21 protein-coding genes are annotated in these 26,850 nt (G+C 66.7%); 6 read left to right on the forward strand and 15 right to left on the reverse strand.

The window, feature by feature from the left end; translation table 11 throughout:
* Positions 1-33 precede the first annotated feature (33 nt).
* A complete protein-coding gene (locus tag Q376_RS0101440) occupies positions 34-2,103 on the forward strand; it encodes a choline transporter (RefSeq protein WP_027348789.1) in 2,070 nt (689 codons plus the stop codon).
* A 68-nt stretch (positions 2,104-2,171) separates the two neighbouring features.
* Here Q376_RS0101440 and Q376_RS0101445 read toward each other — a convergent pair whose 3' ends face one another.
* The 3 genes from Q376_RS0101445 to ptsP are packed head-to-tail and all read right to left on the reverse strand — an operon-like array spanning position 2,172 to position 7,857.
* The gene (locus tag Q376_RS0101445) at positions 2,172-3,968 is read right to left on the reverse strand and encodes a PTS fructose-like transporter subunit IIB (RefSeq protein WP_027348790.1); all 1,797 of its coding nucleotides are present in this window, start codon (positions 3,966-3,968) and stop codon (positions 2,172-2,174) included.
* 5 nt (positions 3,969-3,973) lie between these two features.
* A complete protein-coding gene (locus tag Q376_RS21010; RefSeq protein WP_052364840.1) occupies positions 3,974-4,987 on the reverse strand; it encodes a 1-phosphofructokinase family hexose kinase in 1,014 nt (337 codons plus the stop codon).
* Entirely contained in the window at positions 4,987-7,857 is a 2,871-nt protein-coding gene (gene ptsP, locus Q376_RS0101455; protein WP_027348791.1) for a phosphoenolpyruvate--protein phosphotransferase, read from the reverse strand. The genes Q376_RS21010 and ptsP overlap by 1 nt, the downstream gene beginning before the upstream one ends.
* 222 nt (positions 7,858-8,079) lie before the next feature.
* On the opposite strand from ptsP, the gene cra reads away from it, so the two are divergent.
* A complete protein-coding gene (gene cra / locus Q376_RS0101460; protein WP_043445769.1) occupies positions 8,080-9,090 on the forward strand; it encodes a catabolite repressor/activator in 1,011 nt (336 codons plus the stop codon).
* A gap of 12 nt (positions 9,091-9,102) precedes the next feature.
* On the opposite strand, the gene Q376_RS0101465 is transcribed toward cra, so the two are convergent.
* On the reverse strand, positions 9,103-9,759 hold the full coding sequence (locus Q376_RS0101465) for a histidine phosphatase family protein (RefSeq protein ID WP_081803336.1): 657 nt from the start codon (positions 9,757-9,759) through the stop codon (positions 9,103-9,105).
* A gap of 580 nt (positions 9,760-10,339) precedes the next feature.
* Between Q376_RS0101465 and ggt the strand changes: the two genes are divergently transcribed.
* The 3 genes from ggt to Q376_RS0101485 all read left to right on the forward strand — a co-directional run bounded on the left by ggt (position 10,340) and on the right by Q376_RS0101485 (position 15,455).
* Entirely contained in the window at positions 10,340-12,094 is a 1,755-nt protein-coding gene (ggt, locus tag Q376_RS21015) for a gamma-glutamyltransferase (protein ID WP_211266584.1), read from the forward strand.
* A gap of 316 nt (positions 12,095-12,410) precedes the next feature.
* Complete coding sequence (locus tag Q376_RS0101480) at positions 12,411-14,345, forward strand: alkaline phosphatase D family protein (protein ID WP_027348794.1); 1,935 nt, start codon at positions 12,411-12,413, stop codon at positions 14,343-14,345.
* 192 nt (positions 14,346-14,537) lie between these two features.
* Complete coding sequence (locus tag Q376_RS0101485) at positions 14,538-15,455, forward strand: bestrophin family protein (RefSeq protein WP_027348795.1); 918 nt, start codon at positions 14,538-14,540, stop codon at positions 15,453-15,455.
* Between the two features lie 5 nt (positions 15,456-15,460).
* Here Q376_RS0101485 and Q376_RS0101490 read toward each other — a convergent pair whose 3' ends face one another.
* From Q376_RS0101490 to ltaE, 4 genes are all read right to left on the reverse strand, one after another.
* Positions 15,461-15,889 carry a TOBE domain-containing protein gene (locus Q376_RS0101490; protein WP_027348796.1) on the reverse strand — a complete coding sequence of 143 codons (429 nt, stop codon included), beginning with the start codon at positions 15,887-15,889 and terminating at the stop codon, positions 15,461-15,463.
* A gap of 127 nt (positions 15,890-16,016) precedes the next feature.
* Complete coding sequence (locus tag Q376_RS0101495; protein WP_027348797.1) at positions 16,017-16,520, reverse strand: GNAT family N-acetyltransferase; 504 nt, start codon at positions 16,518-16,520, stop codon at positions 16,017-16,019.
* Positions 16,517-17,701: an alpha-hydroxy acid oxidase gene (locus tag Q376_RS21020; protein WP_052364842.1), complete on the reverse strand. Its 1,185-nt coding sequence runs from the start codon at positions 17,699-17,701 to the stop codon at positions 16,517-16,519. Before Q376_RS21020 ends, Q376_RS0101495 begins: the two co-directional genes overlap by 4 nt.
* 36 nt (positions 17,702-17,737) lie before the next feature.
* Positions 17,738-18,742 (reverse strand): low-specificity L-threonine aldolase, encoded by a 1,005-nt coding sequence (gene ltaE, locus Q376_RS0101505; protein WP_027348798.1) that lies wholly within the window; start codon positions 18,740-18,742, stop codon positions 17,738-17,740.
* A 142-nt stretch (positions 18,743-18,884) separates the two neighbouring features.
* Between ltaE and dbpA the strand changes: the two genes are divergently transcribed.
* Positions 18,885-20,276 carry an ATP-dependent RNA helicase DbpA gene (dbpA, locus tag Q376_RS0101510; RefSeq protein ID WP_027348799.1) on the forward strand — a complete coding sequence of 464 codons (1,392 nt, stop codon included), beginning with the start codon at positions 18,885-18,887 and terminating at the stop codon, positions 20,274-20,276.
* Between the two features lie 242 nt (positions 20,277-20,518).
* On the opposite strand, the gene Q376_RS0101515 is transcribed toward dbpA, so the two are convergent.
* The 7 genes from Q376_RS0101515 to modA all read right to left on the reverse strand — a co-directional run bounded on the left by Q376_RS0101515 (position 20,519) and on the right by modA (position 26,374).
* Positions 20,519-21,400, reverse strand: coding sequence for a TraB/GumN family protein (locus tag Q376_RS0101515; RefSeq protein WP_027348800.1), 882 nt, complete (start codon positions 21,398-21,400; stop codon positions 20,519-20,521).
* Between the two features lie 41 nt (positions 21,401-21,441).
* A complete protein-coding gene (locus tag Q376_RS0101520; protein WP_027348801.1) occupies positions 21,442-22,365 on the reverse strand; it encodes a bestrophin family protein in 924 nt (307 codons plus the stop codon).
* 57 nt (positions 22,366-22,422) lie between these two features.
* Positions 22,423-22,680 (reverse strand): hypothetical protein, encoded by a 258-nt coding sequence (locus tag Q376_RS25135; protein ID WP_027348802.1) that lies wholly within the window; start codon positions 22,678-22,680, stop codon positions 22,423-22,425.
* A 76-nt stretch (positions 22,681-22,756) separates the two neighbouring features.
* Positions 22,757-23,656: an agmatinase gene (gene speB, locus Q376_RS0101530; protein ID WP_027348803.1), complete on the reverse strand. Its 900-nt coding sequence runs from the start codon at positions 23,654-23,656 to the stop codon at positions 22,757-22,759.
* 141 nt (positions 23,657-23,797) lie between these two features.
* Positions 23,798-24,883 (reverse strand): molybdenum ABC transporter ATP-binding protein, encoded by a 1,086-nt coding sequence (gene modC / locus Q376_RS0101535; RefSeq protein WP_052364843.1) that lies wholly within the window; start codon positions 24,881-24,883, stop codon positions 23,798-23,800.
* Positions 24,880-25,575, reverse strand: a complete 696-nt coding sequence (gene modB / locus Q376_RS0101540) for a molybdate ABC transporter permease subunit (protein ID WP_027348805.1) — start codon at positions 25,573-25,575, stop codon at positions 24,880-24,882. The genes modC and modB overlap by 4 nt, the downstream gene beginning before the upstream one ends.
* A gap of 10 nt (positions 25,576-25,585) precedes the next feature.
* Positions 25,586-26,374: a molybdate ABC transporter substrate-binding protein gene (gene modA / locus Q376_RS0101545; protein WP_027348806.1), complete on the reverse strand. Its 789-nt coding sequence runs from the start codon at positions 26,372-26,374 to the stop codon at positions 25,586-25,588.
* Positions 26,375-26,850 lie beyond the last annotated feature (476 nt).

Raw genomic sequence — 26,850 nt, forward strand, 5'->3', positions numbered from 1 at the left:
GGGTGTCTTCCAGCAACCGATCGGATACACCCTATGCTTGATAGCCAAGATAACCAGGTCGCTAAACGAGACCGGCTCAATCCTGTCGTGTTCTTCAGTTCATCGACGTTGATCATCGCCCTGGCCATCTGGTCGATCATCGCCCCCACCTCCGCAAACCATACGATCGACCTGCTGCTCGGCTGGATCTCAGAAGGATTCGGCTGGTACTACTTCCTCGCGGCCACGCTCTACATCGTCTTCGTCGTCGTGGTCGCCTGCTCCCGCTTCGGTAACATCAAGCTGGGGCCAGAGCAGTCGAAACCGGAGTTCAGCCTGTTCACCTGGGCGGCGATGCTGTTCGCCGCCGGGATCGGCATCGACCTGATGTTCTTCGCCGTGGCAGAGCCGGTCACCCAGTTCCTCGCCCCGCCAGAGGGCCAGGGAGGCACCAACGAGGCCGCGCGCCAGGCCGTGGTATGGACGATGTTCCACTACGGCGTCACTGGCTGGGCAATGTACGCCCTGATGGGCATGACGCTCGCCTACTTCAGCTTTCGCTACAACCTGCCGCTGACCATCCGCTCCGCGCTCTACCCGCTGATCGGCAAACGCATCCACGGCCCGATCGGCCATACCGTGGACACCGCCGCAGTGCTCGGCACCATCTTCGGCATCGCCACTTCGCTCGGCATCGGCGTGGTCCAGCTCAACTACGGGCTCAACTTCCTCTTCGGCGTTCCCGAGGGGCTCTCCGCCCAGGCCGCGCTCATCCTGCTCTCGGTGATCATGGCGACGATCTCGGTGGTCTCTGGGGTCGACAAGGGCATTCGCCGGCTTTCCGAGCTCAATGTGCTGCTCGCGATCCTGCTGATCCTGTTCGTGCTCTTCGCCGGCGACACCATCTTCCTGCTCAACGCCTTGGTGCTGAACGTCGGCGACTACCTCGACGGCTTCCTCGGCATGACGCTGAACACCTTCGCCTTCGACCGCCCCGTCGAATGGCTGAACTCCTGGACCCTGTTCTTCTGGGCCTGGTGGATCGCCTGGGCGCCGTTCGTCGGCCTCTTTCTCGCGCGCATCTCGCGCGGGCGCACCATTCGCCAGTTCGTCGCCGGCACGCTGATCATTCCGTTCATCTTCACCCTGATCTGGCTTTCGGTATTCGGCAACAGCGCGCTGGATATCGTGCTCAATGGCAACGACGCCTTCGGCGAAGTAGCGATGAACCATCCCGAGCGGGCGTTCTACTCTCTGCTCGCCGAGTACCCCTGGGTCTCCTTCAGCGCCTCGCTCGCCACCGTCACCGGGCTTCTGTTCTACGTCACCTCGGCGGACTCGGGTTCGCTGGTGCTGGGCAATTTCACCTCCTACCTCAAAGACGCCAACAGCGATGCGCCCAACTGGCTGAGGATCTTCTGGTCGGTGGCGATCGGCCTGCTGACGCTGGCGATGCTGTCGGTCGGCGGCGTACCGACACTGCAGAGCGCCACGATCATCATGGGCCTGCCCTTCTCGTTCGTGATCTTCTTCATCATGATCGGGCTGTACAAGTCGCTCAAGATCGAAGCGTTCCGCCAGGATAGCCACAAGGGCAGCCTCGCAGGCCTGCTCTCCGGGCGCCTCAATGACGAACGCGGGCATAGCCGCAGCTGGCGCCAGCGACTGTCGCGCTCGATGACCTACCCTGGCCGCCGCCAGACCCTGCGCGCGATCGATGAGATCTATCGCCCGGCGATGAAGGAAGTAGCGGGCGAGCTCGAGCGCCAGGGCGCCACGGTCCATCTCACCGAGGGTGTGATCGAGGAGAGCGGCATGCCGCACCTGGACCTTCACGTCTCGATGGGCGACGAGCAGGACTTCAACTACCAGCTGTGGCCGCGCCGCTACGCTTCGCCATCGTTCGCGGTACGCAGCCAGCGCGTCGACGCGAACTACTACCGGCTCGAGGTCTACCTGCTGGAGGGCACTCAGGGCTACGACCTGATGGGCTACACCCGCGAGCAGGTGATCAACGACATCCTCGACCAGTACGAGCGCCACCTGCACTTCCTGCACCTCAACCGCGAGGCACCAGGCGCCGGTCCGCAAGTACCGGACGAGCAGCTCGGCCACGAGGGCTGAGCATTCTCCACTCGGAAACCAACGCGCCCCCGCGACTCATGTCGCAGGGGCGCGTTCTTGCGAGGGGGTCAGTGCGAAGCGCTGGGCACCGCCGCGCCGGTGGGCGCGGTCGCGGTGGTCTCCACTGCGTCGGGGCGGCGTTTGATCAGCGCGTAGAGAATACCGGTGAACAGCGAGCCGGCCAGGATCGCCACCAGATAGAGCAGCGCATGGTTGACCGCGCCGGGGATCAACAGCACGAACAGCCCGCCGTGGGGCGCCATCAGGGTGATCCCGAAGAGCATCGACAGCCCACCGGTGATCGCGCCGCCGATGATCGACAGCGGCAGCACCCGCAGCGGGTCCTTGGCGGCGAAGGGGATCGCCCCTTCACTGACGAAGCACAGGCCCAGCACCAGCGACGCCTTGCCCGCCTCGCGCTCGGCGGCGGCGAACTTGGTCCTGGCGATCAGCGTCGCGATCCCCATCGCGATCGGCGGCACCATGCCGGCGGCCATGATCGCGGCCATTGGCGCATAGGTCTGGGTGGACAGCAGCCCGACGCCGAAAGTATAGGAGGCCTTGTTGACCGGACCGCCGAGATCGACGCACATCATCGCGCCGAGCAGCAGCCCGAGCAGCACGGCATTGGTCGAGCCCATGGAGTTCAGGAACGCGGTCAGCGCATCGAGCAGCGCCGCGACCGGGGTACCGATCACGTAGATCATCGCAAGGCCGGTGACCAAGCTCGCCAGCAGCGGCACGATCAGGATCGGCTTCAGCGACTCGAGGCTTGAGGGCAGCTTGACCCAGCGCACCAAGGCCAGGGCGCAGTAGCCGGCGAGAAACCCCGCGACGATACCGCCGATGAAGCCAGCGCCCAGGGAGCTTGCGAGCATGCCGCCGATCATGCCGGGGGCGATACCCGGCCGGTCGGCGATCGAATAAGCGATGTAGCCCGCCAGTACCGGCACCATCAAGGCGAATGCGGTCCCGCCGCCGATCTGCATCAGCGCCGCCGCGAGCGTCCCTTCCTGCTCGAAGGCGGTGATCCCGAACACGAACGAGAGCGCGATGCACAGTCCGCCCGCGACCACCATCGGCAGCATGAACGAGACCCCGGTGAGCAGGTGCTTGTAGACCCCACGCTCCTTGACGCCCTTCTTCTGCCCCGTGCTCCTGGACGCACCGCCCGTGGCGGAGGCGGACTCCACCGCCCCCTCGGCGAGCGCAGCCTCGAGCGTCTGGCGTGGCTTCTTCAGCGCGGCTCCGGTGGAGGTACGGTAGATCCGCTTGCCGGCGAAGCGTGCGCTATCGACATCGATATCGCAGGCCAGCACCACCACATCGGCGGCTTCGATCTCATCCGCCTCCAGCTTGTTCTGCGCGCCCACCGATCCCTGGGTCTCGACCTTGATCGAAAGCCCCATCGCACGCCCCGCCTCCGCCAGCGCCTCGGCGGCCATGAAGGTATGTGCGACACCGGTCGGACAGGCGGTGACCGCGACCACGCTGCGCGCGCCACTCGATCCGCCGCTCTCGACCGGCGCCGCGGTCTCGCGCTCACCATCGTCATGCCAGATATCGGCGGCGAACTCGGCGCGATCGAGGAAGCGATCGGGGTTGGGCAGCGCCGCCTCGAGCGCATCGCGGTAGAGCCGCTTGCCTTCGAAGCGGGAGAGATCGACCGTCCGGCTGGCGGCGACCAGGACCAGATCGGCCGCCGCGATCGCATCCGCCGAAAGGCGCAGGCCCCCGCCGAGTTCGCCCTGCAGTTCCACCTCTACCTCCCAGCCGCGCCGCAGTGCCGCGCGCTCGAGCCGTCGAGCGGCAAGGTAGCTGGTCGCCATGCCGCTGGGGCAGGCGGTCAGAATGATTGCTTTCACTTCCATCACTCCCTCTGCGAAGACTCACCGTCGCGCGGCGCGCGAGCAGTGGTCGTACGCTCCGGGCACGGCGACGGGTCGAGACGCTCGACCCGTGTAGCCGCAACCAGCGCGGAAAAATCATCACAAGATGGATCACCGACGCCGACGTGACGCACGCATTCAGCGGCGAGCGCGGTGGCGAAAGCGAGCGAGCGCTCGGCGTCGAAGCCGGCGAGGCGTGCGTGGAGCAGCCCACCGAGCAGGGTATCGCCGGCGCACACGGTGCTTTTCACCTCGACCGACGGCGGGTAGGCCGCGAGCAGCCCCTGCTCACGGGAGCGCCACAGCACGCCCTTGGCGCCGAGCGACACCACCGCCTCGTCGACACCGCAGTCGAGCAGCTGCTCGCAGGCATCGACCAGCGCGGGGCGGTCGTCGGGGTCCAGCGACACGCCCAGCCATTCGGCCAGTTCGTCCTCGTTGGGCTTGACCATCGTCGGCCGCCCTTCCATGCCGGCGCCCAAGGCCGCGCCGCTGGTGTCGAGCCACACCGGTACGCCATGGGCCACCACCAGCGCCACCAGCCGGGTGAAACGCTCGAGTGCGAAGCCGGGCGGCAGACTGCCTGCGATCACACAGGCATCGATCCGATGCAGCCGGTGCGAAAGCTGGATCTCGAAGTCGTCGAGCTGCGCATCAATGACCGCAATCCCCGGCCCATTGATGTCGCTGACCCGCCCATCGCGCTCGCTGAGCTTGACGTTGACCCGGGTCGAACCAGGCACGCGCAGGCAGGCATCTTCGACTCCCCAGTCTTTGAAGGCAGCGATGAAGGGAGCATCGTTGTCGGCGCCGAGCAGACCGCCGGCACAGACGCGGTGGCCGAGCGCGGCCAGCAGCCGAGCGACGTTGTGGCCCTTGCCGGCCGCGTCCAGACGGCTGTGTTCGGCGCGGTTGACCGCGCCGGGGTGAAGCTCGCCGAGCTCGATGCTCAGGTCGAGCGCAGGGTTCAGGGTCAGGCAGAGCACATCGGCCATCAGCTGCGCTCCACCAGGTCACGCACGGCGCCGGCATCGCCCAGCGCCAGCGCCTGCTCGGCCAGCGCGCGGGCGGCGCCGAGCTCGAGCTCGCGCACCCGGGCCTTGACCATCGGCACCTGGCGCACCGACACCGAAAGCTCATCGACGCCGAGCCCGACCAGCACCGGCACCGCCTGCGGGTCGGCGGCGAGTTCACCGCATACGCCGACCCAACGTCCGCGCGCGTGGGCGGCGGCGACGGTGGTACGGATCAGCCGCAGCACCGCCGGGTGCAGCCCGTCGGCCTGAGCCGACAGCAGCGAATGGCCACGATCGATCGCCAGGGTGTACTGGGTCAGGTCATTGGTGCCGATCGAGAAGAAATCGACCTCTTCGGCCAGGGTCTCGGCGAGCAGCGCGCACGAGGGCACCTCGACCATCACCCCGAGCTGGAGATCGAGGATCGGGTCGCCGAGCTCGGCGATCACGCGATCGACGATCGCGCGCGCGGCGCGGAATTCGAGTACGTCCTTGACCATCGGCAGCATGATCCGCAGCGGCCGCCCTTGGGAGGCGACCAGCAGCGCGCGAATCTGGGTCTCGAGCACCTCTGGGCGCGTCAGCGCCAGGCGGATCCCGCGCAGGCCGAGGAACGGGTTCTCCTCATGGGGCAGCGGCCAATAGGAGAGCGGCTTGTCGCCGCCGACGTCCAGGGTCCGCGCGACCAGCGCGCGTTCGGGCCCGAGCGCGTCGAAGGCGCGGCGGTACTCGCCGATCTGGGTGTCGAGATCGGGCGCCTCGGAGTGGGCCATGAAGACGAACTCGGTGCGCAGCAGGCCGACCGCCTCCGCGCCATGTTCGACCGCATCCTGGGCGTGGGCGGTGCTGCCCAGGTTGGCGGCGACCTCGACACGATGCCCATCGCGGGTGAGCGCGGGCTCGAAGCGCACGTCGAAGGCCTTGCGGCGACGCAGTTCCTGCTCCTTGAGCGCGAGCAGGGTGCGAGTACGGCGCTCAGTGCAGGGCCCCACCACCCAGCGCCCACGGTCACCATCGACGATCAGCTCGCTACCCTGGGGAATCGCCAGCACCTGCTCGCCGGCGCCGACCACCGCAGGGATTCCCAGAGCGCGGGCCAGGATCGCACTGTGCGAGGTCGCCCCGCCCTTGGCGGTGAGCAGCCCCTTGACCCTGGAGGTATCGAGCCGGGCGACGTCGGAAGGCCCGGCATCGTCCATCACCAACACGTAGGGGTCATCGGGCGCCGGCGGCAGGCTGACCCCGCAGAGCGAGGCCAGCACCCGCCGGCCGACATCGCGCAGGTCCATCGCGCGCTCGGCGAGCAGCCGGTCGGCGAGCTGCTCCTGGGCGCGGGCCGAGGCGTCGATCGCCTTCCACCAGCCCGCCTCGGCGCTGGCACCCTCGGTGATCGACTCGACCGCGGCGCGCTCGAGCTCTTCGTCGAAGAGAATCTCCTCGTGCATCGACAGGATCTCGCTGACCTCGCCGCCGTCCGGCGCGCGCAGGATCAGCTCGCGCAGCTGCTCGCCGGAGGTGGTGATCGCCTCGCGCAGCCGCTGCTGCTCGCCCTCGACGCTGCTCTGATCATCGAAACGCTCCGGATAGCGAAACTCAGGCGGCCGGACCACGAAGGCCTCGGCCACCGCCAGTCCGGGTGAGGCACTCACCGCGGCATGAGGCACATCGGTCTCGGGCGGCGGCACCACCCGCCTCGCATGGGTGTGGTTGCGCGACGGCCTCGCCTCGGTGGTGTCGGCCAACGGCGCGACCACCTCGCCAAGCCCGCCGCGCACCGCTTCGACCATCGCTTCGACCGCCGCCTTCGCACCCTCGCCCTCGGCGGAGAAGATCAGCATCTGTCCACGCCGCGCTCCGAGGTTGATCACCTTGGTGAGACTGCTCGCCGGCACCGCCGGCGCACCGCCGTCGGAGAGCCGCACCGATACCGGCACCGGCTGCTGGCGAGCGACCTGGACCAGCTGCTTGGCCGGGCGCGCATGCAGGCCATGGTCGTTGCGTACCCGCACCTTGCCGATTTCGGCGGCGCTGCTCTGCCCGGCAAGGCGAGCCAGGATCTGTTCGGCACCGACGCGCGCCAGCGCCTCGCCATTGCCCTCCTCGAGCAGCGTGATCAGCCGCTCCATCAGCGGCACGTGCTCACGCTCACGCTCGGCGAGGCAGAACACCCCGATGCAATCCTCGACCGCGGCAGCCGCGCTGGCAAAGCCCAGCGCCGGCGTGAGCACGCCGCGCTTGCCGCGGATCAGCCAGAGTTTCTGGCCCAGCGAAACCGGCGGCTCGACCAGCGCGGCGGTGATGAACTCCGCGCTGACGCAGCCCGCGGCGTAGAGCCTGCCCGCGGCCGCAGCGGCGAGCTCGAGCCTGGAGGCAGCCGGTACACCGGTGACGATAGTAGACGAATCGAGGCGCGCCTCGGACTGCTCGCGACCGAGCAGCTCGACCAGTTCGTCGGCGTCGACGGCAGCGGCGAGCCGCTCTCCGATACCATCGCGATCCAGCACATGGGTCAGGGCGCGCAGGATCTCGAGATGCTCATCGGAACGAGCGGCGATCGCGATCAGCAGGAACACCCGCTCGCCATCGTGCCATTCGACACCGGCGGGAAACTGCAGCACCCGGACCCCGGTCTCGCGCACATGCTCGCGGCTCTGTGGGGTACCATGGGGAATCGCGATGCCGGCGCCAAGATAGGTCGAGCCCTGGGCTTCACGGTCGAACAATGCCTCGGCATAGCCAGACTCGACCAGCCCGTCATCGACCAGCGCGGTGCCGGCCTGGCGGAGTGCGTCGCGCCAATCGGGGGCTACGCGCGCGAGTTTCACTGCGTTGGAGGAAAGAGTGAGCATATGTCCGTCCAATGGGAGAGCCCGAGGGATCACGGGCAGCGAAGAGACCATGGGGAGAGCGACAGGTCCATGCGCCGAACGATGAATAGCTGAATCGGTTCATCTTGAAGTTCAATGCTCAGGCCTAAGCGCATGATTAGCAACTGGCGCGGAGGCCGACATTGGTCGAATCCGCGCCCTCCCATGGTCGCCACCGCCCACTCCACGATCGGAAACCGCTCGATGAAACCGCTCACCCTGATCGAGATCGCACGCCTGGCCGGCGTATCGCGCACCACCGCAAGCTATGTGATCAATGGCAAGGCCAAGACCCATCGGATCAGCGAGGCGACGGTGGAAAAGGTCATGGCCGTGGTCGATGCCCATGGCTATCGCATCGATATCCAGGCAGCCGCGCTGCGCCGGGGGGTGACCCGCACCCTCGGATTCGTGGTGCCCGACCTCGCCAACGCAAGCTATGCAAGGCTCGCCAAGCAGCTGGAGCTCGGCGCGCGCCGGGCCGGCTACCAGCTCTTGATCGGCGGCACCAACGACGAGCCGGACACCGAGCGCGAGCTGGCGCTGAGCCTGCGGGCACGTCGCTGCGACGCGCTGATCACCGCCTCCTGCCTGAGCGAAGACGACGGATTCTACGCCGAGCTGATGGCGGAGGGGATGCCGGTGATCGGCGTGGACCGTCCGCTCGATCCCGAGCGTTTCGCCTGCGTGGTCGGCGACGACTGCGAAGGCGCCCGCACGCTGACCCTGAGAACGGTGGATGAAGCGGTGGACAAGGTGGTGTGGCTCGACGCGGTGGCGCAGATTTCGATCAGCCGTGCCAGGCGCCGCGGCTTCGACACCGCGATGGAGAGTCTCGATGCCAGCGTAGTGCGGATTTCAGCGACCCATTACGACTGCGCCAGTGGCAGCGCGGCGATCACCGAGCTGCTCGAACGCGACGGGCTGCCGGACGCCCTGATCACCGCCTCCTACACCCTGCTCGAAGGCGCGCTGGAGGCGCTCACCACGCGCTATGGCAGTCTCTTCGACCCGCGCCTGAGCGCACTGCGCCTCGCCACCTTCGGCGACGACCGGCTGCTCGATTTCCTGCCCCAGCGCGTCGAATCGCTGCGCCAGCGCTACGACCAGATCGCCGCCCTGACGCTCGAACATGCACTGGGTGCGCTCGATGGGCGCTATCGCCCGGGGCACTGGGTGGTGCCGCGCAGCCACCGCAGCCACCATCACCGCTGAGCGACGAGTCGCTCAGCGTTCGTAGATCGCATACCGCCAATGGCGACTACCCGGGCGGCGAGGACCACGCCATCCTTGCTTGAGCAGCGAACGGGCGACCAGCACGTTGAACATCGCATGACCGACGAACAGCACCGAGTCGTGCCGCTCGCTGAGCTGCGCCAGGGTGTTAGCCCCATGCCGGGCACGACGCCGCGCCTCACCGAGCGACTCCGCGTTGCCGCGATAGCCGAACAGCCACAGCACCCGGAACAGCGCGAGCCAGGCGGCGGGAGGCAGCGCGGGTGTCGGCCAACGTCCAGGCCCATGGGGAAACTCGATCTCGCGCAGGGCGGGATCGGAAAGCACCAGCGCCTCGCAGCGCTTGAGCCGCTGCACCGACTCCATCGCGCGCGGCAAATCGCTGCAGACCACCGCGACGCAGTCGTCGGCGACGGCCTGGGCTTCGCTGCAGTGGCTGTGGCGCTTGAGCCCCGCGCGATGGTAGCGCGCCACCCATTGGCGCAGCTCAGCGGCGGGAATCCGCTGGTCGAAACGAGCATCCGGCTCGCCATGGCGCATCAGTACGATGCGCCGGGGACCACGCTGCGAATAGCTGTCGGCCTGGGGAGGCCGGGAATCCAGAACGGCATCGAGCTCGCTATCGATGTTGTGAAGCAGTGAGTTCATCCACGTCGTGCTCCGCGGCGATGGAAGTAAACGAGGGGCGCCATCGTTGCCCAGAGAGTATGAAACCGTTTGTAACAAATAGTTCGGCCCGGAAGGAATGAATTTTTCCTTTTTCCAGGTTGGCTCCGCCAACCGCAGATTAATGACAAACCCCTTTTGACCCAGCGACGCTCTCAATCCTAGCGAGTCGAGAACCGTTTGGGCCCTAACGCGCCTCTTGCTCGCTTAGATGCGAGGGGCGGACCCCTCGCGCTCCCCCTTTTGGGGGACGCGCCGCCACAAGAGCGCGAAACCCTGGCCGATCAATCGCTTGCCCTCGGGTCGGCGCGCATGGACGTCCCTGTCCGGGCGCGCCTTTTGCGACATCCATGTCGCAAACCCCGGTGCAATCGATTGCCGTCCAGCGCGCTCTCGGAGGCGGCTGGAAGCCATCGTGGCATCTTCAATTATTCTGTCAGCAGTCTGAGATTGGCCCCGCCAACCGTGTAACGTTTCACGCGGTGTCATATACCCTCGAAAGCTCGGGCGCGAAGCCCAGTGGGATCATCGACAACCAAGCCATAACACAGGGAATCGCAGCATGACTCGATCATTTCCGTCTCGTCCAGCCGCCCGCCGGATGCTAGCGCTGGTGACCTGCACGCTGATTGCGCTGCCCGGCCTCGGTGCCACCATCTCCGTCCAGGCGGCGACCACGCTGGATGCGGGTGCCGTGGCCGCGCCGGATCGCTATGGCGCCCAAACCGCCGCCGCGGTACTGCGAGCAGGCGGCAATGCGGTGGACGCCGCGATCGCGACCGCTTTCACCCTCGCGGTAAGCTATCCCGAGGCCGGTAACATCGGCGGCGGTGGCTTCATGACCGTCTACTTCGAAGGCGAGCCCTATTTCCTCGACTACCGCGAGATCGCGCCCTCCTCCGCCAGCCGCGACATGTACCTGGACCAGGACGGCGAGGTGATCGAGAACAAGAGCCTGATCGGCTATCACGCCTCCGGGGTGCCGGGAACGGTAATGGGCATGTGGGAAGCGCACCAGCGCTTCGGCAGCCTGCCCTGGGCCGAGCTGGTGCGGCCCGCCATCGCGCTCGCTCGCGATGGCATCGAGCCGGCGGAGCGCGCCAACCAGTACAGCGAGGACGAGACCGAGAAGTTCCGCGGCCGGACCAACTTCCATGACTACTTCTCGGGCCTCGACGAAGAAGGCCCCTTCCGCCAACCGGAGCTGGCCGCGACGCTCGAGCGGATCGCGACCCAGGGGGCGGATGACTTCTACCGTGGCGAGACCGCCCAGCTGATCGTCGCCGAGATGGCGCGTGGCGGTGGCAACATCGGCCTCGACGATCTTGCCGGCTATCGCGCCCACTGGCGCGAGCCGATCGCGCTCGAGTGGCGCGGCGCCACCGTCTACGCCCCGACCCCGCCGAGCTCGGGCGGCATCGGCCTCGCCCAGCTGTTGACGATGAAAGAGCGCCTGGGCGGCCTGTTCCAGGGGGTCGCGCTCAATTCCGCCCAGTACGTCCACTTGATCAGCGAGATCGAAAAGCGCGTGTTCGCCGATCGAGCCGACTACCTGGGTGACCCCGACTTCTCCGCGGTGCCCACCGCGCAGCTGGTCGACCGTGACTACCTCGACCGCCGCGCCGGGGAAGTGAGGCCGAGGACGATCTCACCCACCGAGGAAGTGCAGCCCGGCCTCGAGCACTTCCAGACCACCCACTACTCGATCGTCGATCGCTTCGGCAACGCGGCCTCGAATACCTACACGCTCAACTTCAGCTTCGGCAGCGGCGTGGTGGTCACCGGCGCCGGCTTCCTGCTCAATAACGAAATGGACGACTTCAGCGCCCGTGCCGGCGTCCCCAACGCCTTCGGCGTGGTCGGCGGAGACGCCAATGCCATCGCTCCCGGCAAGCGGATGCTCTCTTCGATGACCCCGACCATCGTCACCCGCGACGGCCAGGTCGAACTGGTGATCGGCACTCCAGGCGGCTCGCGGATCTTCACCTCGATCTTCCAGGCGATGAACAACCTCTATGACTATGACCTGCCGCTCGACCAGGCGCTCGCCGCGCCGCGATTCCACCACCAGCTGTTGCCGAAGGACCTGATCTATACCGACCCCGCCGCACCGCTCGACGCCGACACCGTCGCCGAGCTCGAGCGACGTGGCTATCGGGTCGAGCCCCAGGGCTGGCGAATGGGCGACCTACAGGCGATCCAGGTCGAAAGCGGCAGCCCGATCGCGGTATCCGATCCCCGCGGACGCGGCGTCGCACTGAGGGTGGAGGCAGAGCAGCACGTCTCCCCGGCCGAGCCCGCGCCCGCGGAGCTCTGACCCCTCGCTCGACCGCGATGCCGGCCGCGTCACTCGCGACCGGCATCGCCGCAGCCGCCAAGGCATCGCCGAGGCACTTTCCGCAGTGGCCATGCCCCGCCCTCCATCAACGCCATAGCACCCACTGACCTCCGGGCCACGGCCTGCGCCAAAAACCCAAGATAACGGTATACGTCATTTCCTCGCGGCCCCTCGCAACGCTTCCTTAAGCCTCAAGCCTCTAGAATGTCCATGACTCCGGTTGGAAAGCCCCCCACCCTGTGACCCAAGGTGGATGCGACCGCCCTCGCCTTCAATTCGATGGAGCCGCTACACCGTGCCCGAAGACCGTGCCGCGAGCACTGCCGCCGCCCTACCGGACGTGCTCGCAGGCCCTATCCTGCGCCGTCTCACCGATACGCACATCGCGCTGTGGCTTGCCACCAGCCGCTCGCTGGAGCTGCATCTCGAGCTCTACACCGATGCCGATGCCCTGCTCGCCGACTATTCTCTCGATGCCGGACAGCGCCGTGAGCTGCGCCTGGGCGAGCATCTCTACCTGCAGCTGATCGAGGTGGCGCTGCCCGAGGCCCTCGCCGAGGAGTCGAGCCTGTTCGCCTACGATCTGAACGTGCTTGGTGGTGAAGAGCCGGGGCGGATCGCGGACTGGGGGGCGGAGCTACTCTACGAAGGCGAGCGCCGCCCCAGGGTCAAACGCAGCCTGCGGTTCGATACCCTGCTGCATGGCTCGTGCCGCAAGCCCCACCACCCCGCCGCCGACGGCCTCGCCCGCGCCGACCGCTGGCTGGCCGAGCGCCGCGACGACCACGCCCAATGGCCCGCCGCGCTGATCCACAGCGGCGACCAGGTCTACGTCGACGACGTCTCCGGCGTCACCCTGGCGGCGATCCATGCGCTGATCGCCCGACTCGGCCTCGACCATGAGCGCTTCGAAGGTGCGACGATCGATGACAGCCGCGAATTGATGCCGAACGGCGACGTCGCCTGCCACCGCTGCAGCTACTACCACCGCGAGCGACTGCTGCCCCATACGCGGGAAGGGCACAACCTGCGCCAGCGCTTCTTCGGCGGCACCCGCAAGCCGGTGTTCACCTCGGACAACGCAAGCAACCACTTGATCTCGCTGGCCGAGATGATCGCCATGTACCTGCTGGTCTGGTCGCCGGTACCTTGGCGACTGATCGACCCGACGCCGCCGACGCTTGCGCAGGAGGATCTCGCCAGCTATCGCAAGGACGAACCCGTACTGGCGCGGTTCGTCCAGGAGCTCACCAGTGTGCGCCGGGTACTCGCGCACCTGCCGAACTACATGATCTTCGACGACCACGACGTCTCCGACGACTGGAACCTCACCGCCGCATGGGAAAAGCTCACCTACGAGCATCCATTCTCGAAGCGGATCATCGGCAACGCCCTGCTCGCCTATCTGCTGTTCCAGGGCTGGGGCAACGCGCCGGAGTCGTTCGACGACGAGCTGCTCGACGCCTTCACCCACACCGATCGTTTCGATGAAGCGACCCAGGACGCCCTGATCGAGCGGCTGCTGCATTTCGATCGATGGCAGTACGAAGTGCAGGGGGAGCCTAAGCTACTGGTGCTCGATACTCGCACCCAGCGCTGGAAGAGCGAGCGAAATCCCGACCACCCTTCGGGGCTGATGGATTGGGAAGCGCTGACCGAGACCCAGCAGGCGCTGCTCGGCAGCGACGCGGTGGTGATGGTCTCGCCGGCGCCGATCTTCGGGGTCAAGCTGATCGAGACGATCCAGCAAGCGTTCACCTGGGTCGGCAAGCCGCTGCTGGTCGACGCCGAGAACTGGATGGCCCACCCCGGCTGCGCCAATGTGATCCTCAACATCTTCTATCATCGAGGCACGCCGAAGAACTTCGTCGTGCTCTCGGGTGACGTGCACTACTCGTTCGTCTACGACATCAACCTGCGCGGGCGCGACGCCGCACCCTCGGTGTGGCAAATCACCAGCAGCGGGATCAAGAACGAATTCCCCGATCGCCTGCTCGACACCTTCGACCGGCTCAACCGCTGGCTTTACGCCCCCTGGTCACCGCTCAACCTGTTCACCCGTCGCCGCCGCTTCGAAGTTCGCCCGCGCCTGCCCGACCACCGCTCGACCGGCGAACGGCTGGTCAACAAAGCCGGCATCGGGCTGGTGCGCCTCGACGCCGAAGGAAGACCGATCGATATCCGCCAGCTCGGCGCCGACGGCGAAGACGTGCGTTTCGAATCCCCATAGCCCGAGCTCCATCACGCAGTTCCAGCGATCGCCGGGTGTTCGCCACTACTCTCATCGCTGGTACGGCTGGGCATCTGGAGCATGCAGCGCGACGATGGCGATCGCCTTGCGTTCACCTGCCCCGACGCTATGGTGATCGATAGTCAGCAAGAGGCTGGCCCGCCGAAACCCGCATACGAGGCCCCTCACCGGATGATCATTCACCCCCGGCACACTTCGGTTTGGATCCTGCTGTTCTCGATCAAGGGCTCCATCATTCCGGCCATCTGGCGGAAGGTTCTGTTCACCGTACTGATCAGCTCCGCAGTGGTCGCGGCCCATGGCACGCTCTACCTCCACGAGGTGACATTGACCGCGACGCCTTTCACCCTATGGGGGCTGACCTTGGCGATCTTCCTGGCGTTCAGGAACACCGTCGCCTACCAGCGTTTCTGGGAGGCTCGCACACTGTGGGGTGAGCTGCTCATCGTCACACGCAATCTCACCCGCCAGAGCCTGACCCTGCTGCCGGCGCTGAGCGCGCAGGAGCGCCTGTCGCTGGCCAACACGCCGGTGGGCTTCAGCTATGTCTTGAAGGATGCTTTGCGCGGCGTGCCTCCCAGCGCGGATGCCGAACGGCTGCTGGACGATGCCGCCAGGCAGGAAACGCTGGGTAAGCAAAATCCACCGAACGCCCTGCTCGGCCTGATCGGCCGACGCTTCGCCGGACAGGCGCGGCGTTGCGGGGCCGACGCCATCGTGCAGGTCGAAATAGATCAGCAGCTGACCCGGTTATCCTACGTGCTGGGGGGATGTGAACGAATCAAGAACACTCCCATTCCCTACCCCTACATCCTGATGCTCCACAGGATCGTACACATCTACTGCTTCCTGCTGCCGTTGTGCTTGGTGGACAGCCTCGGCTGGTTCACCCCGTTCGCGGTGTGCGTACTGGCCTACACCTTCTTCGGGCTGGACGCGCTGGGTGATCAGATCGCCGACCCGTTCGACACCCGGCCAAACGACCTGCCCCTGGACGCCATCTGCCGCGGCATCGAGATCTCCACGCTGGAGTTGCTCGATCGACCCGCGCCGATGCCGCGGCAGGCGCACGATGGCGTACTGCTCTGATCGGCTCAGGCCGGGACGCCGAGAATGACGTGCGAGGCTTTGATCACCACCGTGGCCTCGACACCGACGGCGAGGTCGAGCTCAGCCACGGCCTGGCGGGTGATGATGGAATGGATCTCGCTGCCATTCGCCAGCCGTACGATGACCTCGGCATTCACGGCCCCGTCGGTTACCTGGGTGACCTCCCCCTTGAAGCAGTTGCGAGCGGAGAGCCGGATATCGCTGCCTTCCGTCATCAGCATTACCCAAGGAGCCTTCACCAAGGCGATCGCTTCCTTGCCAACCGCGATGCCGAGGCTGTGGACGCTTTCGACGGTGACGATCGCGACGAACTGCGTGCCACCGCCCAGATCGAGTGTGACTTCAGCATTCACGGCGCCGAGCTTGACGCCGGTGACCGTGCCTTTCAGCACGTTGCGCGCACTTGCTTTCATCGCTCACTCCTAAGGTGGAAGACGAGGCGAGGAGGACGGAATAAGCGACGGCTTGGGTACGACCATCGCGAACTTCCCGCCTTTTCACTGCGTCCATTCATGCAAAAAGACAGACGGATCGGACCTCTCACAACATGCGATACATCACGTAGGCGTCGACCAGGCCTTCGCGCGGATGGCGAAAGGCGCCGGGCAGGCGGCCGACGATCTCGAAGCCGTGGCGTTGCCACAGCCGCACCGCGCCTTGGTTGGTCGAGACCACGCAGTTGAACTGCATGGCGCGGAAACCGAGCTCGCGGCCCAGCGCCAGGGAGTGCTCGCACATCCGCCCGGCGATGCCGCGCCCGCGCGCCTCGAAGGCGACCATGTAGCCGCAGTTGCAGACGTGGTCGCCAGGGCCCTGGGCATTGGCCTTGATGTAGTAGCTGCCGAGCACGGTCTCGCGGCCGTCGGCGTCTCGCTCCACTGCGACCAGGGTGCGCTTCGGGGTTTCCATCCAGTAGCGCTGCGCGTCGGACCGGTCGATCGCGGGGTCGAGCGCATAGGTCTCGCCGGCGGCGGCGATCGGTTGGAAAAAAGACCAGATCGCGTCGAAGTCCGCCTCGACGGCGGGACGTATCTCGACGCTCATACGCTCACCTCGTCGTCGAGCTTCTCGGCCGGCAGCGGATAGCTCCCAGGCTTGAGGATACGGAGATCGGCATCCGCGATGTCGCGCAGGCCGCAGAGCGCCAGGCTGATGTCGAGCTCGTTGCGAATGATCTCGATACAGCGGGACACCCCCTCCTCGCCCAGCGCGCCAAGCCCGTAGAGGAACGGGCGGCCGATGAACACCCCGCGAGCGCCGAGCGCGACCGCGCGCAGCACGTCCTGCCCCGAGCGAACGCCGCCGTCGACGTAGACCTCGGTGCGCGAACCGACCGCCTGGAGCACGTCGGGCAGCGCTTCGATCGAGGCGCAGGCACCGTCGAGCTGGCGCCCACCGTGGTTGGAGACGATCACCGCGTCGGCGCCTGCGTCCACCGCGCGCTCGGCATCCTCCGGCTCCATCACTCCCTTGATGATCAGCGGTCCGTTCCAGCGCGCCTTGATCCACTTGACGTCGTCCCACGAAAGCGAGGGATCGAACTGCGAGGCGGTCCACTTCGACAGCGAGCTCAGATCGGTCGCATCCTTGACGTGGCCGGCGATGTTGCCGAAGGTGCGCCGCTTGGTCCGCGCCATGGCGAAGCACCAGCGCCACTTGGTGGCCAGATCGAGCAGCGTCGCCGGAGTGAGGTTCGGCGGCACGGTCAGCCCGTTCTTCAAGTCCTTGTGGCGCTGGCCGAGGATCTGCAGGTCGGCGGTGAGCACCAGCGCCGAGCAGCCCACCGCCTTGGCGCGATCGATCAGGTCGATGACGAAGTCGCGATCGCGCATGACGTAGAGCTGGAACCAGAACGGCTTGGACACCGCCTCGGCCACGTCCTCGATCGAACAGATGCTCATCGTCGACAGGGTGAAGGGGACGCCTGCCTTTTCCGCCGCACGGGCGGCGAGAATCTCACCGTCGGCGTGCTGCATCCCGGTCAGCCCGGTAGGGGCCAGCGCCACCGGCATCGATACCTGCTGGCCGAGCATCTCGGTCGCAAGCCTGCGGTCGTCCATGTCGACCATCACGCGCTGACGAAACTTGATCGCTTCGAACGCGGTCTGGTTGGCGCGATAGGTGCTCTCGGTCCAGGCGCCGGAATCGGCGTAGTCGTAGAACATCCTCGGCACCCGGCGCTTGGCCAGCCGACGCAGATCCTCGATGCAGGTGATGGTGCTCATGCCCTCTCCTCGACAGAACTAAGATGACGGGCGGATTCAGCGCCCGAAGTAGGTGGTGAAGGCCGCGATCACCTGGTCGATCTCCTTCTCGCCGATCTCGAGATGGGTCACCAGGCGCGTGCGGCTGCCCACCGAAGCGATGATGTCACGCTCGCGCAGCCATTCGCCGAGCCCCTGCCAGTGCGCCTCGGGCACCTCGAGGAAGACCATGTTGGTGGCCTGGCGCAGCACCTTGACACCCCCGACCTCGGCCAGTCCGGCGGCGAGGCGCTCGGCATTGCGGTGATCGTCGGCGAGCCGGTCGAACTGGTGCTCCAGGGCGTAGAGCCCGGCCGCGGCCATCATCCCCGACTGGCGCATGCCGCCGCCAAGCATCTTGCGCCAGCGCACCGATGCTTCGATCAGCTCGTGCGAACCGACCACCAGCGAGCCCTGTGGCGCCCCGAGCCCCTTGGACAGGCAGATCGACACGGTGTCGAACGGCTCGCAGAGGGTGGCGAGGTCGAGACCGCTGGCGACCGCGGCGTTACAGATCCGCGCACCGTCGAGATGGGTCGCGAGCCCGTGGCGGCGCGCCAGCGAGCAGGCCTCGACGATGTAGTCCTGGTCGATCACCTGGCCGCCGAAGGTATTCTCCAACGCCAGCAGCCGGGTGCGGGCGAAATGGAAATTGACTGGTTTGATCGCCTCCTCGAGTTTAGCCAGCGGCAGGCTGCCATCCTCGGCATGCTCGATCGGCTGCGGCTGGATGCTGCCGAGCACCGCAGCGCCGCCGCCTTCGAACTTGTAGGTGTGGGCCAGCTGGCCGACCAGATACTCATCGCCCCGCGCGCAGTGGGCCATGATCGCGGCCAGGTTGCTCTGGGTCCCCGAGGGAAAGAACGCCGCCGCCTGCTTGCCAGTGCGTTCGCAGATCACCGCTTGCAGGCGATTGACGCTGGGGTCGTCGCCATAGACGTCGTCGCCGACCGGCGCGTCGCTGATGGCGGCACGCATCGCAGCCGTAGGGCGGGTCACGGTGTCACTACGCAGATCGATCATTGGAGCCTCTGAGAATATTGTCGTTGGAGGAGAGTCGCCCGGAGACGGCCGGCTCACGCTGGGCCAAAGTTGTAAGTTAACATATGGATCCGCTTCGCTGGTCGCCATCGCCGGCCCGCCATTCGCCCACCTGGACCGCGCCATGACCTTGGATCGTTTCGACCAGCTCGCCCTTTCCGTCGCGATGCGCGACAACCTCGCCTCGCTCGGCTACGCCAAGCCGACGCCGGTGCAGTCGGCCGCCCTGCCGCCGCTGCTCGAGGGTTTCGACCTGATCATTCAGGCCCAGACCGGCGGCGGCAAGACCGCGGCCTTCGGTATCGGCCTGCTCGAACGTCTCAATCCCACCCTGGCCGACACCCAGTCGCTGGTGCTCTGCCCGACCCGCGAGCTCGCCGAGCAGGTCGCGAGCGCGCTGCGCCGCATCGCTCGAGCGATCCCCAACGTCAAGATCCTGGCCCTCTGCGGCGGCGTACCGATCGGCCCTCAGATCGGCTCGCTCGAATACGGCGCGCAGATCGTCGTCGGTACCCCCGGGCGGATCGACGACCTGCTACGCAAGGGCGCGCTGAAACTCGACCGGCTGCGCACGCTGGTGCTCGACGAAGCCGACCGGATGCTCGAGATGGGCTTTCGCGAACAGCTCTCGCGAGTGATCGCGGCCACCCCCGAGCATCGGCAGACATTGCTGTTCTCGGCCACTTTTCCCGATCAGATCGAGGCGCTTAGCGCCGATATCCAACGCGAACCGCGAAGGATCACCGTCGCGCCGGAGCAGCGGCTCGAGACGATCACCCAGTACAAGTTCGAAGTCGATGACAAACCGGGCGCGGTGGCTGCGCTGCTGCACCATTATCTCTACCGCGACGATCCGGCCAATACCGCCTCGACCATCGTGTTCTGCAACACCAAGCGGGACTGCGACGAGCTCGAGCAGCGCTTGCGCCGCGCTGGATTCAGTGCGGCCTCGCTGCATGGCGATCTCGACCAGCGCAGCCGCGACCAGGTGCTCGCCCGCTTCAGCAATCATAGCGTGCTGATCCTGATCGCCACCGACGTTGCCTCCCGTGGGCTCGATATCAAGGACCTCGACGCGGTGATCAACGTAGACCCCGCGCTCGACCCCGACATCCACCTCCACCGCATCGGCCGCACCGGCCGCGCCGGTGCCAGCGGCCTGGCGCTGTCGCTCTACACTGCGCGCGAAGCGCGCCGGATCGAAGCGATCGAAGCGCGCCATGGAGAAATCGCCCGAGGCCCCGGTGAAGCACTGCGCGCAGAAGGACGGCCAGCCTACCCGCCGATGGTGACCCTCGACATCGATGGCGGGCGCAAGCACAAACTGCGCCCTGGCGACATCGTCGGCGCGCTGACCCGCGATGGCGCGCTCGACCAGGGCCAGATCGGCAAGATCGCAGTGGGGGAATTCGCAAGCTACGTCGCGGTCGAGAGCAAGATGGCGAAACGCGCGCTGGTCCAGATCCAGGAGGGGCGGATCAAGGGGCGGCGGTTTCGTGCCCGGCTGCTGTACTGAGGTCCCGCGATTTTTAGACTTACAGTGAAGCTGGATTGAAATTTAACCCATGTTATGATCACTCCAGCCCTGCGCTCCCCCCCTCCCCACCACCGCGCAGGGTCAGGCTCGAGATGCCGATGGCGGGCGGCCTTCCCTTCGCACGTCTTCGCTGAAAGCGCCCGACGAAAACCCCTTGTTTGGGGTTTTCGTCGTTTTCGACCCGGCCATTCGTCCCCACTGGAGAGAGCGAGGCAGCCGTCTCAACGATGGTCGCGCGCAGCTCCCCGATAGGGGCGCACCTCGAAGCCCCGATCGGCGAGCAGGGCGAGCAAACCCTCGGGACCGACGAGATGCAGCGCGCCGACCATCGCAAGCCTCGGTCCTGGGTGGTCGAGCAGCCCCTCGAGCCCGGGCAGCCACTCGCGGTTGCGCGCGACCAAAAGCGTCTGGTGCAACAGCGGGAAGTGATCCCTCAGCGGGCGCTCGATCGCCTCCAGTGCCGCGAGATCGCCTTGACGCATCGCGCGTACCGAGGCGCTGGCGAGCGCCGCCGCCTGGACGTCCTCTTCGATCGCTTGGCGAATCACCGCGTCCGGGGCCACCCGGTCCATTTCCAGCAGCGTCTCGACCTGCCGGTCGACCGCCTCGAGTGCGACCAACCGCTTGCCCTGCGCATGGGCGCGGCGATGGAAGAGCAAATCGAGCGGGGTATCGAAGCCCTGGCTGCGCAGCGCCGCCATGCCGAGCGACAGCGCGACGTAGCTGGGTCGGAAGCCGCGCATCGCGTCGAAGTCGAGCCCCTTGTCCTCCAGGTGCCCACGCAGCGCGGCCAGCGTCGCGCCGTCGAGGTGGTGCTCGAGATCATCCCCCTGCGGATAAGCCAGCCGCGCGCTCAGGCTACGGGCGAAGGAGGGCTCGCCGAAAGCCTCCAGATCGGTCTCGAAGGCTACGCTGCGGGCCGCAGCGAAGGCGCGTTCGTAGCGTCTCGGCAGCGGCAGGTCGGCACTGCGCACCAAATGCATGGTGCCGGCGAGCAGCAAGGTACGACCATCGCGTTCGAGCGCCCATACCGGGCTTCGCCTGGACGCGGCATGCCCGAGCATCTGGCCGGCGAAGCGGGAAAACAAAGACGCGATGGTCAATTTTCACCTCTCGGCATCCCCGGCGGCGCCGGACAGGTGAATCAAAGTAGCACGTGATCCTTGGGAGTGAGCCTCGGTGGCAGCGGCTCTCCCACCGCCTCCAGCAGCTCGATCTCGATATTGCGCGCCATCGCGTTCAACGGCAGATCGTTGGCCTCGGTGCCGAAAGGCGAGGCCAGCTCCTCGGAGAGCGCGTCGAAACCGAAGAAAGTGTAGGCGATGATCGCCGAAATCACGGGCGTAGCGAGCCCCAGCGCTGCCACCAACCCCCAGGGCAGCAGCAGGCAGTAAAGGTAGGCGGTGCGGTGGAGCAGCAGCATGTAGGCGAAGGGAAGCGGGGTGTTGAGGATTCGCTCGCAGCTGCCATAGGCGAGCGACAGCGAGTTGACGCTGGTGTTGAGATCGCGCAGCGCGATGTCGGAGATCTCTCCGCGTCGAAAGCAGCCGCCCAGCTCCTGGCCGATCAAATGCAAGATCCCGGCGGGCAGGTTGCCGCGGCCTGTAAGCGTGGCGCGATCGGCGACGGTCAGATGGCTGTCGAGCAGATGCCAGGGATCGATCCCACGCATGCGATTTCGCGCCGCATGAACGAAGGCGGCATTGAGATGGGCGATGCGCCTGAGCCGCTGGCGGCCTTCGGGCACCTCGAAGTCGAGCAAGGTCGCCAGCTGGCGACTCAGGTTGCGGCTGTCGATCAGCATCTGTCCCCACTGCCTGCGGCCCTCCCACCAGCGGTCGTAGCTCGCATTGTTGCGAAAGCCGAGAAACAGCGAAAGCGAGATACCCAGCAGGGTGAAAGGCGCGGTGGTGTAGTCCGGGAACAGGTCGGGGAAATACTTGTGCAACTCGGCGACCAGCAGCGCGAGCAGAGTGATGATCAGCACCTTGGGCAGGATCTTGGGCAGGATCGAGCCACGCACGACGAGAAAAAGCCTGAGGAAACCAGGATTGCGACGAACGATCATCGAGACTCACGCGACCGCGCAGGGCGGCCTCAAGGGGGCGGAAGGAGGGCGCCACGCTCACCATTCATCGGCGAGCATGGCGTAACGATAATGATCGCGCCAGGCGCCATCGATGAACAGATAGCGCGGCGAAAATCCTTCGCGGCGAAAGCCGACCCGTTCGAGCAGCTCATCGTCCTCGCAGCGCTCGATCAACCGCAGCTCGGCCGCGGATGATTCTCTCCGCCCAAGCCAGGCGGCATAGGCCTCATCGTCCAGCGGGGCGCTGATCCGGCCAGCATAGTGATCGCGACTCGCTCGGTGGAGCGTGATCACCCTCGCGGCATCGCCCGGTCCGGGCTGGCGCAGGCGAACCCGCGAAGGAGCGCGTCCGGGCCCCTTCCGTGCGGGTTCATCCACGCAGCATGGCGACGAAGGTCCACAGCAGGTTGGCCGCGGCCAGCGAGGTGATCCCGGCATGGTCGTACGGCGGCGATACCTCGACCACGTCCATGCCGAGCAGCTCGAACTCCCGCAGCGATTCGATCAGCTCGAGCGCCTTCATCGTGGTGATGCCGCCGATCTCCGGCGTACCGGTGCCGGGGGCGTGGGCGGGATCGAGGACGTCGATGTCGAAAGTGACGTAGATCGGCGCATCGCCGATCCGCTCGCGGACCAGCGCTTGCAGCCCGTCACCGTCGAGCGCCATCAGCGCACGGGAGTCGCACCAATAGCCTCCCTGGCCGGCCAGCCAGTCGCGGGTCTCCGGATCGACCGGCGAACGCAGGCCGAGGCTCAGGGTCTTGGACGGGTCGACCACGCCCTCCTCGATCGCATTGCGCAAGAAGGTGCCATGCCCGATCTCGTCGCCGAAGTGATCCTTCCAGGTATCGCAGTGGGCATCGAAGTGAAGCAGCGCCAGCGGGCCGCCCTGGCGCTTGGCGTGGGCCCGCAGCACGCCGAGGGTGGTGAGATGATCGCCGCCGGCGAAGATCAGCCGCCGGCCGGGCACCGCCTCGAGCGCACGCGAGACCGCCTCCTCGATCTGGCCGAGCGCGTCCTCCTGGCCGACGTGGGTGATCGCCACATCGCCGAGATCGCTGACCAGCGCGCAGGGGTCGGTCTCGAAGCGCGGATGGGCGCCATCGGTGAGCATCAGGCTGGCCTGGCGGACCCCACTGGGGCCGAGCCGGCAGCCGGGCCGGAAGGTGACCGAGCAGTCGTAGGGCAAGCCGAGGAAGCCGACCGGACGCGCGACATCCAGCGGCGTCTTGAGAAAGGTAGCGATACCTTGATAGGGCATACCGAACATGACGACTCCCAGGGGTGGCAAAGGACGAAGGCAGCAAGGAAAGAAAGCCGCGAAACGAAGCCAGGGTGGAGCGCTCACTGGCACACCCTATCGCGCGCATCCTGCCGTCAAGCGCGGCTTTACGCAATCCCAAGCGCCAACTCAGCGTTGGCGACTTGCCTGGGGACGTACGGCAATCAGCCCGAGCATCGCTCCCGGTGCCGGGTCGAGCCGCTCGAACGCCTCTCTCGCCACCCTCGCCCTCAACCGCTGGCCCGCGAGCTCGACCACTATCTCGACCAGCCCTGGATCACGCCGGCTGGGCACCTGGGCTGCGAATCGCGCAGCGAGCGCCGCCGGCGCGCCTGGTGGCGCGAGCTCCACCGCGTCGGCGGCGAACCGTAGCCGCATCCTGGTACCGACCGGCGCATCGACGCCGAGTGCGGCAAGCGCTTGCCCGTCATCGAACGCCAACCGGCCAAGACGCGCACCTCGTGCCTCCTCGACCACCGTGGCCTCGAGCAGCGAGGCTCCGTCGAAACCGTCGAGTCGCGCTTCGAGATCGAGCCGGCCGAGCACTTCCGGCAGCGCTCCCTCGGCGACCACGCGACCGCGTTCGAGCAAAAGCAGATGGTCGGCGAGCGCGATCACCTCTTCGGGATCATGGCTGACCAGCACCATCGGCAGCGCCAGCTCGGCGGCGAGGCGCTGGAGATAGTCGATCAGCTCGCCCTTGCGCGAACCGTCGAGTCCGCTCAGCGGCTCGTCGAGCAGCAGCAGCCGCGGCGCGCTGAGCAGCGCCCGGCCTATCGCCACCCGCCGCGCCTCCCCGCCGGAGAGCGTCGCCGGCCAGCGTTCGAGCAGCGTATCGAGGCCGAGCAGGGTGACGATGTCATCGAAGCGCGAAGGGGTATCCGAGCGCATCCCATAACAAAGGTTGCCGCGCACGCGATAGTGGGGAAACAGCCGGGGCTCCTGGAACACCACCCCGATGCGGCGGCGATGCACCGCCACCCAGCGGCGGCCGTCGATATCGACCAGCGGCTCGCCCCCGAGCCGGACATGGCCGCGATCGGGCCGGTCGAGCCCGCTGATCAGGCGCAGCAGACTGGTCTTGCCGCTGCCAGAAGGGCCGAACAGCGCGCTCACGCCCTGCCCCGGCAGGATCGAGCTGAGCTCGAGATCGAAGTCGCCGAGACGCTTGGCGCAGTGCAGATCGAGCACAGGCCCGGCAGAGTGTTCGCTCATTTGTCCCGTCCCTCCAGCCGCCTGCGCGCGCGACGCGCCAGCGCCTCGGAGATGATCAACGAACACATCGCGATGACGATCGCGATCACGCACAGCCGGGCCGCCGCGTCCTCGCGCCCAGGCGACTGGATCAGGGTATAGAGCGCCAGCGGCAGGGTGCGGGTTTCGCCGGGGATGTTGGAGGCGAAGGTGATCGTTGCGCCGAATTCCGACAGTGCACGGGCGAAGGCGAGCACCGTGCCAGTGAGCAGCCCCGGTATCGCAAGCGGCAAGGTGATGGTGAGGAACGTGCGCAGCCGCCCAGCGCCCAAGGTCCGCGCCGCGGCCTCGAGCCCTGGGTCGACCGCCTCGAGCGACAGGCGCATCGCTCGGACCAGCAGCGGGAATGCCATCACCGCACCGGCCACCGCCGCGCCTTGCCAGGTGAACGGCAGGCGCAGGCCGAACAGCTCGTAGAGCCACTGTCCAAGCGGCGCCTGGCGCCCTAGCGAGATCAACAGCAGGTAGCCGACCACCACCGGCGGCAGCACCAGCGGCAGATGCACCAGGCCATCGATCAGCGCCTTGCCGGGAAAGTCACGGCGAGCCAGCAGCCAGGCCAGTGCGATGCCGGGCACCAGGATCAGCGACACCCCAGTGACCGCGATCAGCAGGCTGAGACGGATCGTCTCCCATTCGAACTCACTGAGCATTGAAATCGCTCTAGTCGGATACGGCTGCCGAGAACCCGTACCGCTCGAACACCGCCAGACCATCGGCGCTGGCAAGCCAGGCACGCAGCGCCTGCGCCGCATCGCTGGGCGTGTCACCGACCAGCGCTATCGGATAGGTGATCGGCGGATGGCTATCAGCGGGGAACAGTCCGATCAGGCGCACCCCTTCACTCGCCTTGGCATCGGTTGAGTAGACCACGCCGAGAGGCACCTCGCCCTGCTCGACCAACGCCAGCGAACCGCGCACGTTGTCGGCGCGAGCCAAGCGAGGTTCGAGTTCCTGCCACTCGCCGAGATGCTCGAAGGCCTGGCGGGCGTAGATGCCCGCCGGCACGTGGTCCGGGTCCCCCACCGCGAGGCGCTCATCGTCGCCGAGCAGCGGCAGCAGCCTGTGTTCAGCGTCGGGGGTGAAGTCCTCGAGGGTCGAGTCCCGCGGCGCGATCAGCGCCAAGCGGTTGGCGAGCAGATCGCCGCGCTCACCCAGCGTCTCGCCCTGCTCACCGAGCCAGTCCATCCACTGCTGGTCGGCGGAGATGAACAGGTCAGCCGCGGCACCACCCACGATCTGGCGCGCTGCGGTCGACGAGGAGGCGTAGACGGTCTGGACTTCGACATCGGGATGCTGCTGCTGATAGCGCTCGACGGCAGCGTCGAGCGCATCGGAGAGCGAGGCTGCGGCGAACACCCGGACCTGATCCGCATACGCCAGGGAGCTGGTCGCGAGCGAAGCGCAGCAGAGGGTCAGGGCAAAGCCCAGGGAGCGAAACGGCGAAGACATTGGCAGTTGTCCGTGCGGATGGAAGAAGAAGCACCGCTATATCCACAGATACATAGCGGGGATCGACCCACTATAACCGCGCTCCCGACGCCGGCCAAATCCCTTGGATGCTCCCTTTGAAACTCGCTCTTTCGATACCCGTCCGGAAATCGATGCCTTCCGCGGTGCAAGCTAAGGACTCGGTCCTCGGACACTTCGACATCCGTTCGTGTCCTTCGATGCGCTTCGCTTACTCAGGATGCTCGGATAGCTCGTGAGGAATGAGCCAAACGCTCCGTTCGTGGTGAGCCGGCGAGGAACGAGCCGAGTCGAACCACGGCCTCATCGCCGCCGCACGATCCCTCGACGGGCGCCCTTGATTGCCGAGTCGGCACTCGACCTCGGCGCGTACGGGCGCCGCTCGGGACGAACGGGTGAAGGTTGGCATCCCGTTCGTGTCCTTCGATGCGCTTCGCTTACTCAGGATGCTCGGATAG

It is taken from the genome of Halotalea alkalilenta DSM 17697 (assembly GCF_000621205.1).
GTDB classification, from domain to species: domain Bacteria; phylum Pseudomonadota; class Gammaproteobacteria; order Pseudomonadales; family Halomonadaceae; genus Halotalea; species Halotalea alkalilenta.

What these genes read in the sequence shown, in the direction of transcription:
- cra (WP_043445769.1), top strand. Translation starts at nt 8,080, where the DNA reads ATGAAACCGCTCACCCTGATCGAGATCGCACGCCTGGCCGGCGTATCG.
- Q376_RS21020 (WP_052364842.1), bottom strand. Translation starts at nt 17,701, where the DNA reads ATGAGCACCATCACCTGCATCGAGGATCTGCGTCGGCTGGCCAAGCGC.
- Q376_RS0101440 (WP_027348789.1), top strand. Translation starts at nt 34, where the DNA reads ATGCTTGATAGCCAAGATAACCAGGTCGCTAAACGAGACCGGCTCAAT.
- Q376_RS0101495 (WP_027348797.1), bottom strand. Translation starts at nt 16,520, where the DNA reads ATGAGCGTCGAGATACGTCCCGCCGTCGAGGCGGACTTCGACGCGATC.
- Q376_RS0101490 (WP_027348796.1), bottom strand. Translation starts at nt 15,889, where the DNA reads ATGAAAGCAAGTGCGCGCAACGTGCTGAAAGGCACGGTCACCGGCGTC.
- ptsP (WP_027348791.1), bottom strand. Translation starts at nt 7,857, where the DNA reads ATGCTCACTCTTTCCTCCAACGCAGTGAAACTCGCGCGCGTAGCCCCC.
- dbpA (WP_027348799.1), top strand. Translation starts at nt 18,885, where the DNA reads ATGACCTTGGATCGTTTCGACCAGCTCGCCCTTTCCGTCGCGATGCGC.
- Q376_RS0101520 (WP_027348801.1), bottom strand. Translation starts at nt 22,365, where the DNA reads ATGATCGTTCGTCGCAATCCTGGTTTCCTCAGGCTTTTTCTCGTCGTG.
- ltaE (WP_027348798.1), bottom strand. Translation starts at nt 18,742, where the DNA reads ATGATCGATCTGCGTAGTGACACCGTGACCCGCCCTACGGCTGCGATG.
- ggt (WP_211266584.1), top strand. Translation starts at nt 10,340, where the DNA reads ATGACTCGATCATTTCCGTCTCGTCCAGCCGCCCGCCGGATGCTAGCG.
- modC (WP_052364843.1), bottom strand. Translation starts at nt 24,883, where the DNA reads ATGAGCGAACACTCTGCCGGGCCTGTGCTCGATCTGCACTGCGCCAAG.
- modA (WP_027348806.1), bottom strand. Translation starts at nt 26,374, where the DNA reads ATGTCTTCGCCGTTTCGCTCCCTGGGCTTTGCCCTGACCCTCTGCTGC.
- Q376_RS0101465 (WP_081803336.1), bottom strand. Translation starts at nt 9,759, where the DNA reads ATGAACTCACTGCTTCACAACATCGATAGCGAGCTCGATGCCGTTCTG.
- speB (WP_027348803.1), bottom strand. Translation starts at nt 23,656, where the DNA reads ATGTTCGGTATGCCCTATCAAGGTATCGCTACCTTTCTCAAGACGCCG.
- modB (WP_027348805.1), bottom strand. Translation starts at nt 25,575, where the DNA reads ATGCTCAGTGAGTTCGAATGGGAGACGATCCGTCTCAGCCTGCTGATC.
- Q376_RS21010 (WP_052364840.1), bottom strand. Translation starts at nt 4,987, where the DNA reads ATGGCCGATGTGCTCTGCCTGACCCTGAACCCTGCGCTCGACCTGAGC.
- Q376_RS0101485 (WP_027348795.1), top strand. Translation starts at nt 14,538, where the DNA reads ATGATCATTCACCCCCGGCACACTTCGGTTTGGATCCTGCTGTTCTCG.